This window comes from Pseudomonas sp. HMSC067G02 (genome assembly GCF_001813485.1).
Lineage (GTDB): Bacteria > Pseudomonadota > Gammaproteobacteria > Pseudomonadales > Pseudomonadaceae > Pseudomonas > Pseudomonas aeruginosa.
Genome location: NZ_KV812717.1, coordinates 46,235 through 60,992, shown reverse-complemented (window position 1 = coordinate 60,992; position 14,758 = coordinate 46,235). Strand labels below are relative to the sequence as shown.

6 protein-coding genes are annotated in these 14,758 nt (G+C 67.7%); 1 reads left to right on the top strand and 5 read right to left on the bottom strand.

The genetic code is table 11. The features are described from left to right. Positions 1-4 precede the first annotated feature (4 nt). From HMPREF2914_RS24765 to HMPREF2914_RS24745, 5 genes are all read right to left on the bottom strand, one after another. Entirely contained in the window at positions 5-523 is a 519-nt protein-coding gene (locus HMPREF2914_RS24765; protein WP_003091288.1) for a pellicle/biofilm biosynthesis outer membrane protein PelC, read from the bottom strand. Positions 524-562: 39 nt separating this feature from the next. Next, the gene (locus HMPREF2914_RS24760; RefSeq protein WP_023091573.1) at positions 563-4,144 is read right to left on the bottom strand and encodes a tetratricopeptide repeat protein; all 3,582 of its coding nucleotides are present in this window, start codon (positions 4,142-4,144) and stop codon (positions 563-565) included. Next, positions 4,122-6,968, bottom strand: a complete 2,847-nt coding sequence (locus HMPREF2914_RS24755; RefSeq protein ID WP_023091572.1) for a bifunctional glycoside hydrolase/polysaccharide deacetylase family protein — start codon at positions 6,966-6,968, stop codon at positions 4,122-4,124. The genes HMPREF2914_RS24760 and HMPREF2914_RS24755 overlap by 23 nt, the downstream gene beginning before the upstream one ends. 561 nt (positions 6,969-7,529) lie before the next feature. Continuing rightward, entirely contained in the window at positions 7,530-12,392 is a 4,863-nt protein-coding gene (gdhB, locus tag HMPREF2914_RS24750; protein ID WP_003109600.1) for an NAD-glutamate dehydrogenase GdhB, read from the bottom strand. 272 nt (positions 12,393-12,664) lie between these two features. Beyond that, complete coding sequence (locus tag HMPREF2914_RS24745; protein ID WP_003116459.1) at positions 12,665-13,435, bottom strand: hypothetical protein; 771 nt, start codon at positions 13,433-13,435, stop codon at positions 12,665-12,667. A 339-nt stretch (positions 13,436-13,774) separates the two neighbouring features. On the opposite strand from HMPREF2914_RS24745, the gene HMPREF2914_RS24740 reads away from it, so the two are divergent. Then, entirely contained in the window at positions 13,775-14,755 is a 981-nt protein-coding gene (locus HMPREF2914_RS24740; protein ID WP_003091294.1) for an AAA family ATPase, read from the top strand. Positions 14,756-14,758 lie beyond the last annotated feature (3 nt).

Below are 14,758 nucleotides of genomic sequence, written 5' to 3'. Positions count from 1 at the left end.
GCCGTCACTCGAGCCGCAGGTCGCCGACCAGCTCGCGCAGGACTTTCTGCGCGGCGCCCGCCAGGCTTTCCCGGGACCAGCCGGCGCGCGCCCCGCTGGTGCTCCAGAGCACCCGCCCGGAGGCCGGCTCCAGCACCTGCAGGCTGACGCCCACCGCCGGCTCGCCGTCGAGGCCGTTCTTGTACTGCCACTCCTCGACGCTGCCGGTGACCACGTAGGCCAGCTTCTGCTGGCGTGCCCAGTCCAGCGCGCGCTGCTGGCGCTCGCGGTCGTCGACCAGTTGCAGGTCGCCTTGCGGCTGAGCCGGGTACAGGCGCGGCCGCACGCCCTCCTCGGCCAGCACGCTGAGCAGGATCTGCTCGGCACGCTCGCCGGCCTGCGGCGCCTGGGAGTAATTGAGCAGCGGCACCAGGCCCCACTGCGCGCCGCGCGCCAGCGGCGTAGCGCTTTCGCTGGTGAAGCTGGAGCAGCCCGCCATGAACAGGGCGACGGCCGCGAGAGCCAGGCAGCGGATGGATTGCATGTTGTGTTCCTCCTGTTGAATTCCGTATCCGGGCCGCGTTCAGCGGCCGAAGCGCGTGCTGTAGGTCACCCCGAGCGTGCCGCCGGCATCGCCGCCGCCCCCCTGGGGAGCCGACTGGTAGCCGAAGGTGAACGCCAGTTCGTCGTCGCCCAGCAGCTCCATGCCGATGCCGAGATCGATGCCGTAGTTGAACTCCTTCTCTGTCCACTGCCAGCCGGCCAGGGTGTCGACGATCCAGGTGTATTGCGGACGGCTGCGGTTCAGCGCGCCAGGGAAGCCACGGCGCCAGGTGCTGCCGAGGTAGACCTGGCCATAGCGGTCCTGCAGCAGGTCCTGGCTGCGCGCGCCATCGAGCACCAGCGCACCGCCATGGGCCGCCAGCAGGTCGTCCGGCACGCGGTTCTCCAGGCGATTGCGCTGGTAGTCGATGCCGCCGCGCAGTTGCCAGGCCGGGCCGTCGAAGAACAGTGTGTGGGCCCATTCCAGGGACAGCGCCTCGCCGTTGCCGAGGTCGTCGCCCTGGCGGGTGGAGAAGCGGTTGTGCGCCAGCGACCAGCTCAACTGGTCGCGCCCGCTGAGGGTGTGGCGGCCGCCGAGCCGTAGGCTGTCGCGCATGCCGAGGGCTCGCATCAGGCCGGTCTCGTCGGTCTCGCGGTGCCAATCGAGGCCCGCTTCCAGTTCGTCGCGCGAGCTCAGCCGCCAATTGCGCAGCAACCCCAGACCGTGGCGGTCCTCGTCGTCGCGCCAGCTGCCATCGAGCGTCGCCGCGGCGAAGCCATCGGCCAGTTCGCGCCGCAACGTCAGCCTGGCGTTGCGTTCGCTACCGAGGAGCGAACTATCCAGTGCGTCGCCGCGATAGCGACCGCTGCCCAGCGCCAGGTCGGCGTACCAGTCGTCGCCGAGGTGGCGCGCCGCGCGCAGCGTCGGTCCCTTGAAGTCGAGACCGCCGAAGTCGCGCTTGTTCCAACCCAGTTGCAGGCCCTGGGGCGTGCGTTCGAGGATTTCCGCCGCCTGCCGCCGCAGCTGCTCGCGGTTGTCGCGCGAGTGGCCGTCGCCCAGTGCGCCCAGGGCCTCGCCCAGCGCTTCGCCGCCATGGCCGAGACGCACCAGCGCCTCGACCCGCTGCGCCGGATCCAGCTCGCCGCGCTCCAGCAGGCGTTGCAGGGCGGCGCGATTCTGGCTGCGCAGGGCGGCCTGGATCTCTTCGTTGCGCCCGATCTTCAGGCCCCGGCCGCGCGCCCAGGCCAGCCAGTCATCCTTCAGCGGCTCCTGGTTGGTGGCGGCGAGCTGGTCGAGGAACTGCTCGAACCACAGCTGCAGCATCGCCGGCTCGCCATTCCAGGCCCGCCGCGCCTCGCCCTGGGCGAGCAGCGGCCCCTGGGCCACGGCGAGCAGGCGTAGGTAGGCGGCGAAGCTGTCCGGGGTGGCCCTGACCGCCTCGCGGTCGAGCCGCCGGAGCAGTAGTCGGCGCAGGCGCAGGGCCTTGTCCTGGTAGCCGCTGGCATCCAGTGCGTCGGCGTAGGCGGCCTGCACCAGCCAGTCGTTGGGATTGGACTTGAGGTACAGGCGGAACCAGGCCAGCGCCTGGTCGTTACGCTCGAGCAGCAGGCTGGCGCTGGCGAACGGCAGCCACAGCGTGCTGTCCCGCAGCGCCAGGCCATGCCACTGCGCCAACAGGGGCGCCAGGCTGTCGCGACGGCCACGGTCGATGTAGAACCAGAGCAGGCGTTCGCGCACCAGGTTCTCGCCGGGGAAACGCACCAGGGCTTCCCGGTACAGACGCTCGGCGACGTCGCCATGGCCTTCCTGTTCCGCCAGCCGCGCCCTGGCCACCCAGTAATAGGGGCTGCCCTGCGCTTCCGGCAGGCCTTCGGCCTCGGCCAGCAGGCTCTTCAGGGCCGGCCAGTCGTGGAGGTTCTCCGCCAGTTGCAGGGCGCTGGCCAGGCGCCGCGGATCGCGGCTGCGCTGCCAACTGCCGATAAGCACCTGCAAGGCCTGCTTCGGATTGCTGTCCCGGTACAGGGCGATCAACTGGTCCTCGTCGCTGCTGTTCAGGCGGATGTCCAGGGCCAGCATGCGCTCGTAGGCGGCGCGGGCATCGTCGTCCTGCTCCAGGGCCCAGGCCAGCGCCGCGCGCAGGCGCCAGAACTCCGGCTCGCGGATCGCGCGGGTATCCACGCCGGCGAGGACCTTCCAGGCCTGGCGCGGATCGAACAGGTTCCAGTGGGTTTCCGCCCACTGCATGCGTTCCTTGACGCTCAGCGGGAAATGCCGGGCCATCCGCGCCCAGACCCCGGTCTCTTCCTGCAACTGCTGGGTGTGTTCGAGGATCTGCTGCAAGCGCTGCCAGGCCAGGCGCTGTTTCGGATAACCCTGCACGTAGCCGCGCAGCCATGCCTCGCCCTCTTCCGGCGTGCCGCGGGTTTCATGGCTGTAGACCAGCGCATCGAGTTCCTCGTCGGTCATCTGTCGCTGCGCGCCGATGGGCGCCAGCAGCTCGATGGCGCTGTCGAAATCGAACATCTGCAGCGACAGGCGCCAGGCATGCTCGCGCAGGGCCGGGTCATCGGCGCCGGCCAGCAGTTGCTTCCACAGGCCCAGGGCCTGCGGGCCGTTGCCGGTCCATTCGCCAAGGCGCGCGAGATCGGCCAGCAGCGTCCTGTCCTGCGGGCGCAGGGCCAGCAGCTCCTGGCCGACCTCCCAGGCCCGCTCGATCCGCCCGGCGGCCATGTTCAGGCGCAGGTCGGCGGCCAGCGCCTCATGGTCCTCGGGGCGCAATTCGCGCCAGCGCCGGATGAAGCGTTCGGCCAGGTCGTAGCGCTGGCTGCCTTCGGCGGCGCGTACGCCCTCGGCGAGCCAGGCCAGGGTCGATTCATCCTCCGGCAAGGCGTCCAGCCGCTCGTCCAGCAACAACGCCGCCTGTTCGCCGCGCTCGCCAGCGAGCAGGCTGGCGAAGGCCTGGCGCAGATAGGCCAGGCGCTTCGCCGGCTCGGTTTGCGCTTCGGCCAGTTGCCGCTGGATGTCCGCCGCCGGCAGCGGCTCGCCGGAAGCCAGGTACCAGCGCGCCGCCTCGTCCAGCCAGCGCTGCCGGCCCTGCGGGTCGCGGCCGGCCAGTTCGGCAAAGGTCCGCGCCGCCAGGTCCGGCGCGTCCAGGGCCAGGGCATGACGGGCAAGTCGTTCGAGCATGGCGTCGTTCAACGAAACATGCTCGATCTTGCGCAGGCGCTCCAGCAATCGGCGCGTCTGCTCCTCATCCATGCCCTCGGGCCTGGCCAGGGCGCCGAGGATGTCCAGTTCCACCTCGTAGAACGGCGTTGCCAGGCGGTCCTTGCCGCGCAGAAGGGCGAGGTGATGACGCGCCTGCTCGAAGTCGCCGAGCTTGACCAGCAGGTCGATCAGGGTCAGGCGCAGCGCGTCGTTCTCCGGGTGCGCCTGCAACAGCAGTTCGGCGTAGTTCACCGAGACCGCGTCGGGCTCGCCATCGCCGCTGGGCATGAATACTTCTTCGCTGTTGAAGGTCAGCCACAGCACCAGCGCCACCCCGAGAGCGACCGGCAGCAGGGCCCAGGGATTCAGCAGGCGCGCCTTGGGATGCTTGTCAGCGGCAGGCGAGTTGGCCATCGCGCACCTGCTCCATCGGCAACTCGAACGTCCACAGGCCGTTGCCGGCCTTTCCCGGGAAGGCCTTGCCGGCCGCGCTAAGCCGGCAATCGCCCGCCGCGCGCACCACCAGGCGCAACGGCAGGTGCCCGGCGAAGGCGAACTCGACGCGGCCATCGTCGCGGTAGCGCCAGTGCTTCAGCGGCAGGTTGGCCTCCTCCAGCGCCGGCCGCGGATCGCGGCTGTCGCGCAGGACCAGGTGCGCATTCGCCGCACTCAGGTGTACATAGCGCCCCTGGGGCAGGTCGCGCACGCCCGCGACTCCCGTGGAGCGAGCGAGGTCCGGCCAACCCAGCGCCGGGTCCAGGCGCAGGGTGCGCAGGGCGGCGAAGCCACGCAGTTGCCAGCTGCCATCGGCACGCTTGGCCAGGCTGGCGCGATGCAGGCCTTCCAGGCGCGGGATGTAGTCGCTCATCCACAGCGACAACGGATGCTCCGCCTGCATCGCCGCGTAGATCTGGTGCATGGTGCGGATCGAGGCCTGCTTGGTCCCCGAATAGAAGTGGTAGTAGAGGTGCAGGCCGCGCAGGCGGCGCGGGCTGTCAGTCAGGGCGAAGGTATCGATGACGCCGCGGAAGCCGTAGTACGGCCCCTGCCAGAGATTGGTGTAGACGTTCTCGTTGATGATCGGCGCGTAGTACTGCACGCCGCCGCGGGTGGGCCGGATCAGCGGGTAGAGTCCGGTCAGCGAGGGAAAGGCCCGGGTCAGCGCGGTATTGCCGCCGTTGACGTTCATCAGCCCGGCGTCGTAGGCGAGCTTGATGGTGGCGGCGTCGGGCAGCGCGTCGCCGGACCAGAAGATCATCTTCACCGGCTTCCGCGGGGTGGTCAGGCGCTGCTCGATGTAGTCGCGGGCCCCGATCACCTCGCGTACGAAGTCGACCTTGTCGTAGCCCGGGATGGCCATCTTGTAGCCATACTGGGCCTCGAAGTTCTCGCCCTGCTCGGCCAGTTGCGGCTGCCAGAAGAACGGATGGCTGAAGGTATGGCTGGCGACCTCGACCTTGTCGTCGGCGAAAATGCGCCGGGCGATCGGCTCCAGCTCCCTGGCCAGGTGCGGGTACATGCCCTTCGGCCCGACCTCGCCTTCGATCACCGAGACCGAGGTGAGGAACGGATAGGGCTTGATGAAGTCCTCCAGCACCTGCTGGCCGGCATAGGGACTGCCGGGCACCTCGGCACGGGAGACGAAGCCGTCGCCATCGATGTGCACGGTGGCGATGCGCCGGCCATTCTCGGTGGTCGCGTCGGGACTCGGCAGCGGCGCAAGGCGCAAGGCCTTGCGCAGGAAAGCGAACGGATCGAGGATCCAGCGCCGGTGCTCGCTACCCTCCTCCAGCACATAGGGCGCCAGGGCGAAGCCGCCCCAGTCGGCGGTCGCCACCGGCACGTACTCCTTGCCGTCGCCCTTGAGCTTGAGCGCCGGGGCCACCCGCGCCGGGTCGAGTACGGTGAGCGCCGGCAGGTCGCGGATCCGGATCACCAGCGGCGCCTCGAAGGCGCCCAACAGCGCCTGGTCGTGGGTCTCGGTGCTCGGCTTGACCTTGAGCTTCTGCGACAGCCGGCGAATACCCAGGCGCTGCAACAGGCCGTCGTTCTCGGTGGGCAGGCCGGCGAGGAACGCCACCGGCACCTTTTCGTCGAGACGCGCAGCGATCCAGTTGTCGAAGGCGTCGCTGGCCAGCGGCGGTCCACTGGTCATCCAGGTGACTACCCCGGCGTAGAGACCGCTCAGCGGACGTTCGGGCAGCGGCTGGTCGGTGGGCAGGTAGTCGACCCGATAACCGAGGTATTCGAGCAGGCCGCCGAGGTAGACGTGGCCGGGGCTCAGGGTCAGGTCGCCCTCGCGCGGATCGTAGAGCAGCGCGATGCGCCGCGGTTGCACCTCGACGTCGCTCACCCCCAGGTAGTCCAGCGCCGGGGTGCTGACGAACGGCACGTAGCCTTCGCTACGCAGGCGCGCAGCGAGCGCGCGCGCCTCGTCGCGCCGCTCCGGCGGCAGGTAGTCGATGGCGACGATGGGCATGCCCTGGGCGCGCAGGGCATCCAGGTGACCCTTCAGCCAATCGCGATCGTCCTGGGGCACCTCGCGGTATTGCCCGGCAGCGGCGTCCCAACCGGCATGGATCGACTCCACGGCCACCGCCGACGCGACGCCGGGCAACTCCGGCAGCACTTCGAAACCGCGATTGAAAAACAGCTTGAGGCCCGGCTCCTGGCGATGCAGCTGGGCGAGGAAACTGGCCAGCGCCCGGCGCTGGCCCTCGCGGCGCTCCTCGGCCTGTAGCTGGAAGCTGTCCAGGGTATCGAGGAACAGGCCGGCGTAGCCCTGTTTGCGCAGCTCCGCGGCGCGCTTGAGCAGGTGCGCCCGCCAGCTCGGCGCGGCGAGGTCCATTACCTGGCTGTTCCAGGCTTGGTTGCGGACCGCGCTCTTGCCCCGGGCCAGGCCGCTATCGGCGATGGCGGCGGCGTCGCCGTCGAACTCGCCGACCGACAGATAGGCGAAGGGCGTGCTGCCCTGCTCTTTCAGATACCCGACATCGGCCGGCTTGAGGTGCGCCGCCTCAAGCACCACCCAGTCGAACTGGGAAAGCTCGGCCAGCGGCGGCCGCTCGGCGTACCAGAACGCCACGCTGGACGGCCCGCCGGCAGCCCCTGCGGCAGCGCCGGCACAAAGCGCCAGCGCCAGGCCGGCAAGCCAGGCGAGCGGGCGTTCGATGGGTCGAAGGATGTTACGGCGGGACGGCAGACGCAGCACGGCGATTCCTTTCTTGCTGAACCGCATGCCCAGCCTACGCGGCAGGGTCGATACCGACCGAAGCGGCAGGTCGGGAGCATGGATGCGGTTTCCGATGGCAACGTCGAATCCCTGACAGTGCGGGCACGGCCAAAGCAGCCGCAGGCGATTAACGTCAATCTAATGACTAAATATGCTAATTGCTAATTTTTTAAGCGGAAACTGTCAATTTTTAGGCACATACAGGACGCCATGGTGTCCTTTTGCCTGCTCTTGCCTCCCGCGTGACCGCCGCGACGTCATCGGAAAACTCACCGGGCGGGGAAGGAAGTACGGGCTGCCGGGGGTTTATGCGATCGACAGGATCCCGGCCAAGGCATACGAAGCGGAGAAGTCATAGATCCATATGAACCTATTAATAGAGTTTCTAATAACTAAATATTTATTAAATCTGTGAGTCAGGTTGTCCTTTCCGGGCTAACGCCGGGCGCCGGACATTTGTCGCCGCGCAGCGCCTCAGCCACCGCAAACACCGCAGGTTTTCGCCGCGCCAGAATGAAAGAGCCCCGCACTCAGGCGGGGCTCTTGCTTGCCGTCAGTCCGGTCGCATCAGGGGATGCAGACACCGTGCTGGCTGCTCTGCGCCAGGTCCATCAGCTCGCGGTTGGCCACGGCGTACATGGCGTAGTCGGTACCCGACGCGGCACGCAGTTCGACCAGCATCGCCCGCCAGCGCTCGACCAGCGGCAGGTGTTGTTCCAGCCACAGGCCGACGCGCGCCTCGACCTCCTTCGGTCCGTCCTGCATCTGCAACACCGAGACGGTGATCGCCCGCTGCTGCCAGTCGAGGTCGTCGCGGAACGCCTCGCGGGCCAGCGCCTGCCAGTTGTTCTCCACCGGCAGGTTGGTGATCTGCTGCAGGTACCAGGTCAGGTCCAGCGCACTGCCCACGGCGAAATAGGCCTTGGCCACTTCCGCGGTGTCCTGGCCGGTCACGTCGGACGCCTCGATGATCGGCAGCAGCGTATACAGGTGGCTGGTGCCGGCCACCATGCGTGCCAGCAGTTCCGGTACGCCGGCGTCGACGTAGGTCTGGTAGCGCGCCTGCCACAGCTCGCGGGTCGGCCCTTCGAGCAGCTCGTTGAGCTTCAGGCCGAGGGCGGCGATGCGCGGGCCGAAGTGGGCCACGTCGCGCGCCGCGTCCAGCTCGTTGCGGCGGCTGCGGAGGAACCAGCGGGTGGCGCGGCGACCGAGACGCATCAGTTCGTCCATCAGGGTCAGCTGGATATCAGCGGGCACCTGGTAGTCGAGGTTCTCGATCTGGCGGAACCAGTGCGGCAGGTGGAACACGTCGCGAACGATCACGTAGGCCCCGGCGACGTTGGCCGCGCTCATGCCGGTGGACTCCTTCAGGCGCTGCACGAAGGTGATGCCCATGTGGTTGACCAGGTCGTTGGCGATCTGCGTGCTGACGATCTCGCGCTTCAGGCGATGGCGGCGCATGGCGTCGCCGAACTTCTCCGCCAGCAATGCCGGGAAGGCGGTCTCCATGTCGCGGGTCAGGTAGTCGTCGTCCGGCACCAGCGATTTCAGCAGCGATTCCTTGAGGTCGATCTTGCTGTAGGAGATCAGCACCGACAGCTCGGCGCGGGTCAGCCCCTGGCCGGCACTGATGCGTTCCGCCAGCTCCTCGTCGGAAGGCAGGAACTCCAGGGCGCGATCGAGCTTGCCACGTGCCTCGAGGTCGCCCATCAGCCGCTTGTACTCGGCGATCCGCTCGCGGGCGCGGCGTTGCGCCAGGGACAGCGCCTGGGTCTGCTTGTAGTTGTTGCCCAGCACCAGGGCGCCGACCGCGTCGGTCATCTTCACCAGCAGCGCGTTGCGCTGCTTCTCGGTCATGTCGCCGGCCTGCACCACTTCGTTGAGCAGGATCTTGATGTTGACCTCATGGTCGGAGCAGTCCACGCCGCCGGCGTTGTCGATGAAGTCGGTATTGTTGGCGCCGCCGTGCAGGCCGAACTCGACCCGCGCCAGTTGGGTCATGCCCAGGTTGCCGCCCTCGCCCACCACCTTCGCGCGCAGCTCGCGGCCGTCGACGCGCAGACCGTCGTTGGCCTTGTCGCCGACATCGGCGTGGGTTTCCTTGCTCGACTTCACGTAGGTGCCGATACCGCCGTTCCAGAGCAGGTCGACCGGCGCCTTGAGCAGCGCGTGGATCAGCTCGGTGGGCGCCAGCCTGTCGGCCTGGATGTCGAAGCGCGCCTGCATTTCCGGGGTGATGGCGATGCTCTTGGCGCTGCGCAGGAAGATCCCGCCGCCGGCGGAGATCAGCTTGGCGTCGTAGTCGGCCCAGCTCGAACGCGGCAGGTTGAACAGGCGCTGGCGCTCGACGAAGCTGCTGGCGGCGTCCGGGTTCGGGTCGATGAAGATATGCATGTGGTTGAAGGCGGCCACCAGTTGCAGCTTGTCCGACATCAGCAGGCCGTTGCCGAACACGTCGCCGGCCATGTCGCCGATGCCGATGACGCTGATGTTGTCCTTCTGCACGTCGATGCCGCGCTCGCGGAAGTGCCGTTGCACGCTGACCCAGGCGCCCTTGGCGGTAATCCCCATGCCCTTGTGGTCGTAGCCGGCGGAGCCGCCCGAGGCGAAGGCGTCGCCGAGCCAGAAACCGTACTCGGCGGCGATGCCGTTGGCGATGTCGGAGAAGGTCGCCGTGCCCTTGTCCGCGGCGACCACCAGGTAGGGATCGTCCTCGTCGTGGCGGACCACGTTGGCCGGCGGCACCACTTCGCCTTCCTTGAGGTTGTCGGTGATGTCGAGCAGGCCGGAAATGAAGATCCGGTAGCAGGCGATCGCCTCGGCCTGGATCTCGTCGCGGCTACCGCCAAGCGGCAGGCGGCGCGGGACGAAGCCGCCCTTGGCGCCGACCGGCACGATCACCGCGTTCTTCACCTGCTGGGCCTTGACCAGGCCGAGCACCTCGGTGCGGAAGTCTTCCTCGCGGTCCGACCAGCGCAAGCCGCCGCGGGCCACCTTGCCGCCGCGCAGGTGCACGCCCTCGACGCGCGGCGAATAGACGAAGATCTCGTACTTGGGCACCGGCCTGGGCAGCTCCGGGATGGCCTTCGGGTTGAACTTGAAGCTGAAGTAGCTCTTGTTCTGGCCGTTGCCGTCGGGCTGGTAGAAGTTGGTCCGCAGGGTTGCCTTGATCAGGTCGAGGTAGCGCCGCAGGATGCGGTCCTCGTTGAGCACCTGGACTTCGTCGAGGGCGCCGAGGATCGCCTGCTCCAGCTTCTGTTGCTTGTCTTCCAGGTCTTCCGCGGTGAGTTTGCGCGCCAGGTAGAAGCGGGTCTTGAACAGCCGCACCAGCTCGCGGGCGATGTCGGTGTGGGCATTCAGCGCGCTGGCGATGTAGCCGAGGTCGAAGCCCAGGCGGATCTGCTTCAGGTAACGCGCGTAGGCACGCAGCAGGGCGACGTCGCGCCACGGCAGGTTGGCGGTCAGCACCAGGCGGTTGAAGGCGTCGTTCTCGGCGTCGCCGCTGACGATGTGGACGAAGGCGTCCTGGAGGATCTCGTTGAGCTGCTGGATGTCCACGTCCAGCCCTTCGGCGTAGGTGAAGGCGAAGTCGTGGATCCAGTATTCGCGGCCGTTCTGGTGGCGCAGGCGGTAGGGGAATTCGCCGAGCACGCGCAGGCCGAGGTTCTCCAGGATCGGCAGGACGTCGGACAGGGCCAGCGGGGTGTCGGCGTGGTACAGCTTGCAGTGCAGTTGCTGCTCGCCCTGCGCCAGCGGCTGGTAGAAGCTCATCACCAGCGGGCGCTGCTCGGAGAGGCTGAGCAGGTGCTGCAGGTCGACCACCGCGAAGTGCGGGGCGAAGCGCTCGCGGTAGCCGGCCGGGAAGCCTTTCGGGAAGTCGGCCAGGACGTTGGTGCCCTTGGCCTCGCCGAGGTTTTCCACCACCAGGCTGCTGTAGTCGTCCTGCCAGGAACGGCAGGCCTGGATCACTTCTTCCTCCAGGCGCGCCGGGTCGATGTCGATGCGCGACTTCGGGTCGACGCGGAGGATGAACTGCACGCGGGCCAGCACCGACTCGGAGAAGAAAGTCCAGAACTCGCAGTCGCTGGCTTGCAGGCGCTCCATCAGGACCTGCTGGATCTTCAGGCGCGTCTCGGTGGAATACACGTCGCGCGGCACGTAGGCCAGGCAGTAGCAGAAGCGACCGTAGGGGTCCTTGCGCAGGAACACGCGGATCTTGTTGCGCTCCTGGATGCGGACGATCGCCAGGGCGGTGCTGAACAGCTCGTCCACCGGGGTCTGGAACAGGTCGTCGCGCGGCAGTACTTCCAGCACCTGGGCCAGTTCCTTGCCGAGGTGGGCCTTGGTGTCGAAACCGGAGCGCCGCATCACTTCGGCGACCTTGCCGCGGATGAAGGGAATGTCGTTGACGCTCTCGTTGTACACCGAGGAGGTGAACAGGCCCATGAAGCGGCACTCGCGGATCACCCGGCCCTTGCCGTCCAGCTCGCGGATCGACACGTAGTCCGGGTAGGCCGGGCGGTGCACGCGGCTCGGATGGGCAGCCTTGGCGAAGGACAGCAGGACCGGTTCGCGCAGGTAGGCGACGGCATAGTCCTCGATGTGCAGGTCATCCTTGCTCAGGCCGGCACGCAGCAGACGGGTCAGGCCGAGGAAGGATTTCTCGTCGTAGACCATGCGCCCGCCGTCGGCCTCGTCGGCGACGCTGAATTCCTCGTAGCCGAGGAAGGTGAAGTGGTTGTCCAGCAGCCATTCGAGATAGCTGCGCACTTCCTTCAGTTCCTCCGCCGGCACCTTCAGCTTGGCCTTGCCAAGCCAGGTCAGCAGTTCGCGGGCCTTGGCCTTCATCGGTTCGAAGTCGGCGACGGTCACGCGTACTTCACCGAGCACTTCCAGGATGGCCTTCTCCAGCGCCCGCAGTTCGCCGGCGTGGGCGCAACGGTCGATCTCCAGGTACATCAGCGATTCCTGGCTGACGTCCTTGCCCTGGCTACCCTTGGGCAGGATTTCCTTCAGCTCGCCCTTGGCCGAGCGGCGCACGCTGAGGACGTTGGTCTGCAGGGTATGGATGCTGTAGCCGCGACGGTTCAGTTCCATGCGCACCGAGTCGACCAGGAACGGCAGGTCCGGGTGCAGCACTTCCACCGCGGTGTGGGTGGATTGCCAGCCGTGCTTCTCGTAGTCGGGGTTGTATACGCGGACTTCGGGCTGGTCGCGGTCGAAGCGCTCCAGCAGGCGCCAGGCGGAAAGGGTGCAACCGACCAGGTCGGAAAGCCGACGCTGGGTCAGTTCATCGAGGGAGATCAGGCTGAAGAACTGTTCGGCGAACAGCGTGACTTGTGGTAACGCCTTGTCGCCGAGGTGCTGCGCCAGTGCCGTCTGCAGTTGATGCTGGAAATCGGCTTTGCTGGCCGCGGTGAAGAACGCCATGGTTGTACTCCGCTTGGCTTGTTATTTCATGGAGGCGAGCGGTTCGCGGGAAAGGTCGCGAGCAACGCACCTTCGGACCGACCCTCGCTGCGTCCATGAAGTTCAGCAGAAGCTGAGCATTAATCCAGGCAGGCAGGCGCACAGCAAAGGCTGACCGGGAACCGCCCTTTTCGGCGAGCGACCCGCCGGTCATATCCGACAGAGCTTAACGAGCCGGCAAGGCAAAACACTTACCGTGCTGCGACATATTCGTTCACCCCGGGAGCATCGGCTCACTGCACCGGCAGGAAATGCATGAACAGCAGTCCCTGGGCGTAGTTCACGCTGATCCGCCGGTAGCGTTCGCCGAGCACCTCGGCGAGCAGGTCCAGGCGCGCGACGATCTTGGCGAACTCGCGGGCGTAGCTGAGGTTGCTGGCGTCGTCGGTGAGGGCGTTGGAAAGCAGCAACGGGGCGCCCTTGTCGTCCTTGCGGGTAGCCAGCATCCAGGTGGCGACCTCGACGTTGCGCGCGGCGTTGTAGACGTACTGCGCGTCGATCCCCTGGTAGACGTAGAACTCGGTACGCCCGCCATGGGCGGTGATCAGCATGCTGGCCAGGGAATAGATGAAGGCGCCGACGCGGTCGCCCCTGAACGCCGGATCGAGGGAGTAGGACAGCGCGGCGATGTCGCGGCGGCCGCCCAGGTCGCTGAGTTCGCGGTTCTGCTCGATGGCCCGGCGGATCGCCAGCTCGGCGTCGGCCTGGCTCGGCAGGCCGGTCTTCTTCCATTCGGCGGGATTGCGCTTGTACAGCTTCCAGAGCAACTGGTAGAGGCTTTGCAGGTTGTCGCGCATGGCCAGGGTGGCCATGCGATCGGCATCGGTCTGGAGGAATTCGCCGGCGCGCATCGAACCCTGGCTGGTGTCCTCGCCGGCGGCGTTGCGCGGCGCGTTCGAACATCCGCTGGCGAGCGCGCCGAGCAGCAACAGCAGCCCACCGACCCAGCGCCGCCACCCACGCCGGGCGCGGCCCTCCCCCTTGCGCCGGGCAAGCCCCGGCAATGTCGCTCCTGACAAACGCTCTGTCCATTCGCTGTTCGCATCGCGGAAACCGACCCGCCTGCGCCGGCGAAGTTCCCCGGGCGCGTCGATCCGCCGCGCTTCGCGAGGCAGGTCACGGCGAGAGGCGGAGGCTTTTCACCGGCATACCCGCGCGGGTTCACGAATAGGCGCGGCACGAGCGTCGGAGAGTACGCTAGGCAGTCGCCGTGCGCTAACATGTGCGGGATCGGGGGGCGTCATCCGCCGCAGAGCGGAGCCTTCTCCCCGCCCGCGCGCGCCGGCCTCGCCGTGCGCCACCGAGCGACACCCCAGCAGGCCTTGGAACCGGTAGTCCAGACAATGAGCAACGAGCCAGAAAGCACGCAGCACAAGAGCGCCCTGCAGGGACTGAAGGGCTACCTGTCGAGCCAGATCCTCGGCCAGGAAAAACTCGTCGACCGCCTGCTGATCGCGCTGCTAGCCGACGGCCACCTGCTGGTGGAAGGCGCGCCGGGACTGGCCAAGACCAAGGCCATCAAGGACCTCGCCGAAGGCCTCGAAGCCGAGTTCCACCGTATCCAGTTCACTCCCGACCTGCTCCCCGCCGACATCACCGGCACCGAGATCTACCGTCCGGAGACCGGCACCTTCGTGTTCCAGCAAGGCCCGATCTTCCATCACCTGGTGCTGGCCGACGAGATCAACCGCGCCCCAGCCAAGGTGCAGTCGGCGCTGCTCGAAGCCATGGCCGAGCGCCAGGTTTCGGTCGGCCGCAGCACCTACGACCTGCCACAGCTGTTCCTGGTGATGGCGACACAGAACCCGATCGAGCAGGAAGGCACCTATCCGTTGCCGGAAGCCCAGCTCGACCGTTTCCTCATGCACGTCAAGATCGGCTACCCGGAGGCCTCGGTGGAACGCCGCATCCTCCAGCAGGCGCGTGGCGAGGCACTGAACGGCGAGGCCCGGCCGGAGCGCCGGGTGACCCAGGAAACCATCTTCGCCGCGCGCCAGGAAATCCTCGGCCTGTACATGGCCGACGCGGTGGAGGAATACCTGGTGCAACTGATCATGGCCACCCGCACCCCGGCCAAGCACGACGCGGAACTCGCCGAATGGATCTCCTACGGCGCCAGCCCGCGCGGCTCCATCGCCCTCGACCGCTGCGCGCGCGCCCACGCCTGGCTGGGCGGACGCGACTTCGTCAGCCCCGAGGACATCCAGGCGGTGCTGTTCGACGTGCTACGCCATCGCCTGATCCTGACCTTCGAGGCGGAAGCCGCCGGCATCGACCAGGACCGGGTCGTGCAGCGCATCCTCGACGTGGTCGCCGTGGCCTGAGGC

What these genes read in the sequence shown, in the direction of transcription:
- HMPREF2914_RS24760 (WP_023091573.1), bottom strand. Translation starts at nt 4,144, where the DNA reads ATGGCCAACTCGCCTGCCGCTGACAAGCATCCCAAGGCGCGCCTGCTG.
- HMPREF2914_RS24765 (WP_003091288.1), bottom strand. Translation starts at nt 523, where the DNA reads ATGCAATCCATCCGCTGCCTGGCTCTCGCGGCCGTCGCCCTGTTCATG.
- gdhB (WP_003109600.1), bottom strand. Translation starts at nt 12,392, where the DNA reads ATGGCGTTCTTCACCGCGGCCAGCAAAGCCGATTTCCAGCATCAACTG.
- HMPREF2914_RS24740 (WP_003091294.1), top strand. Translation starts at nt 13,775, where the DNA reads ATGAGCAACGAGCCAGAAAGCACGCAGCACAAGAGCGCCCTGCAGGGA.
- HMPREF2914_RS24755 (WP_023091572.1), bottom strand. Translation starts at nt 6,968, where the DNA reads ATGCGGTTCAGCAAGAAAGGAATCGCCGTGCTGCGTCTGCCGTCCCGC.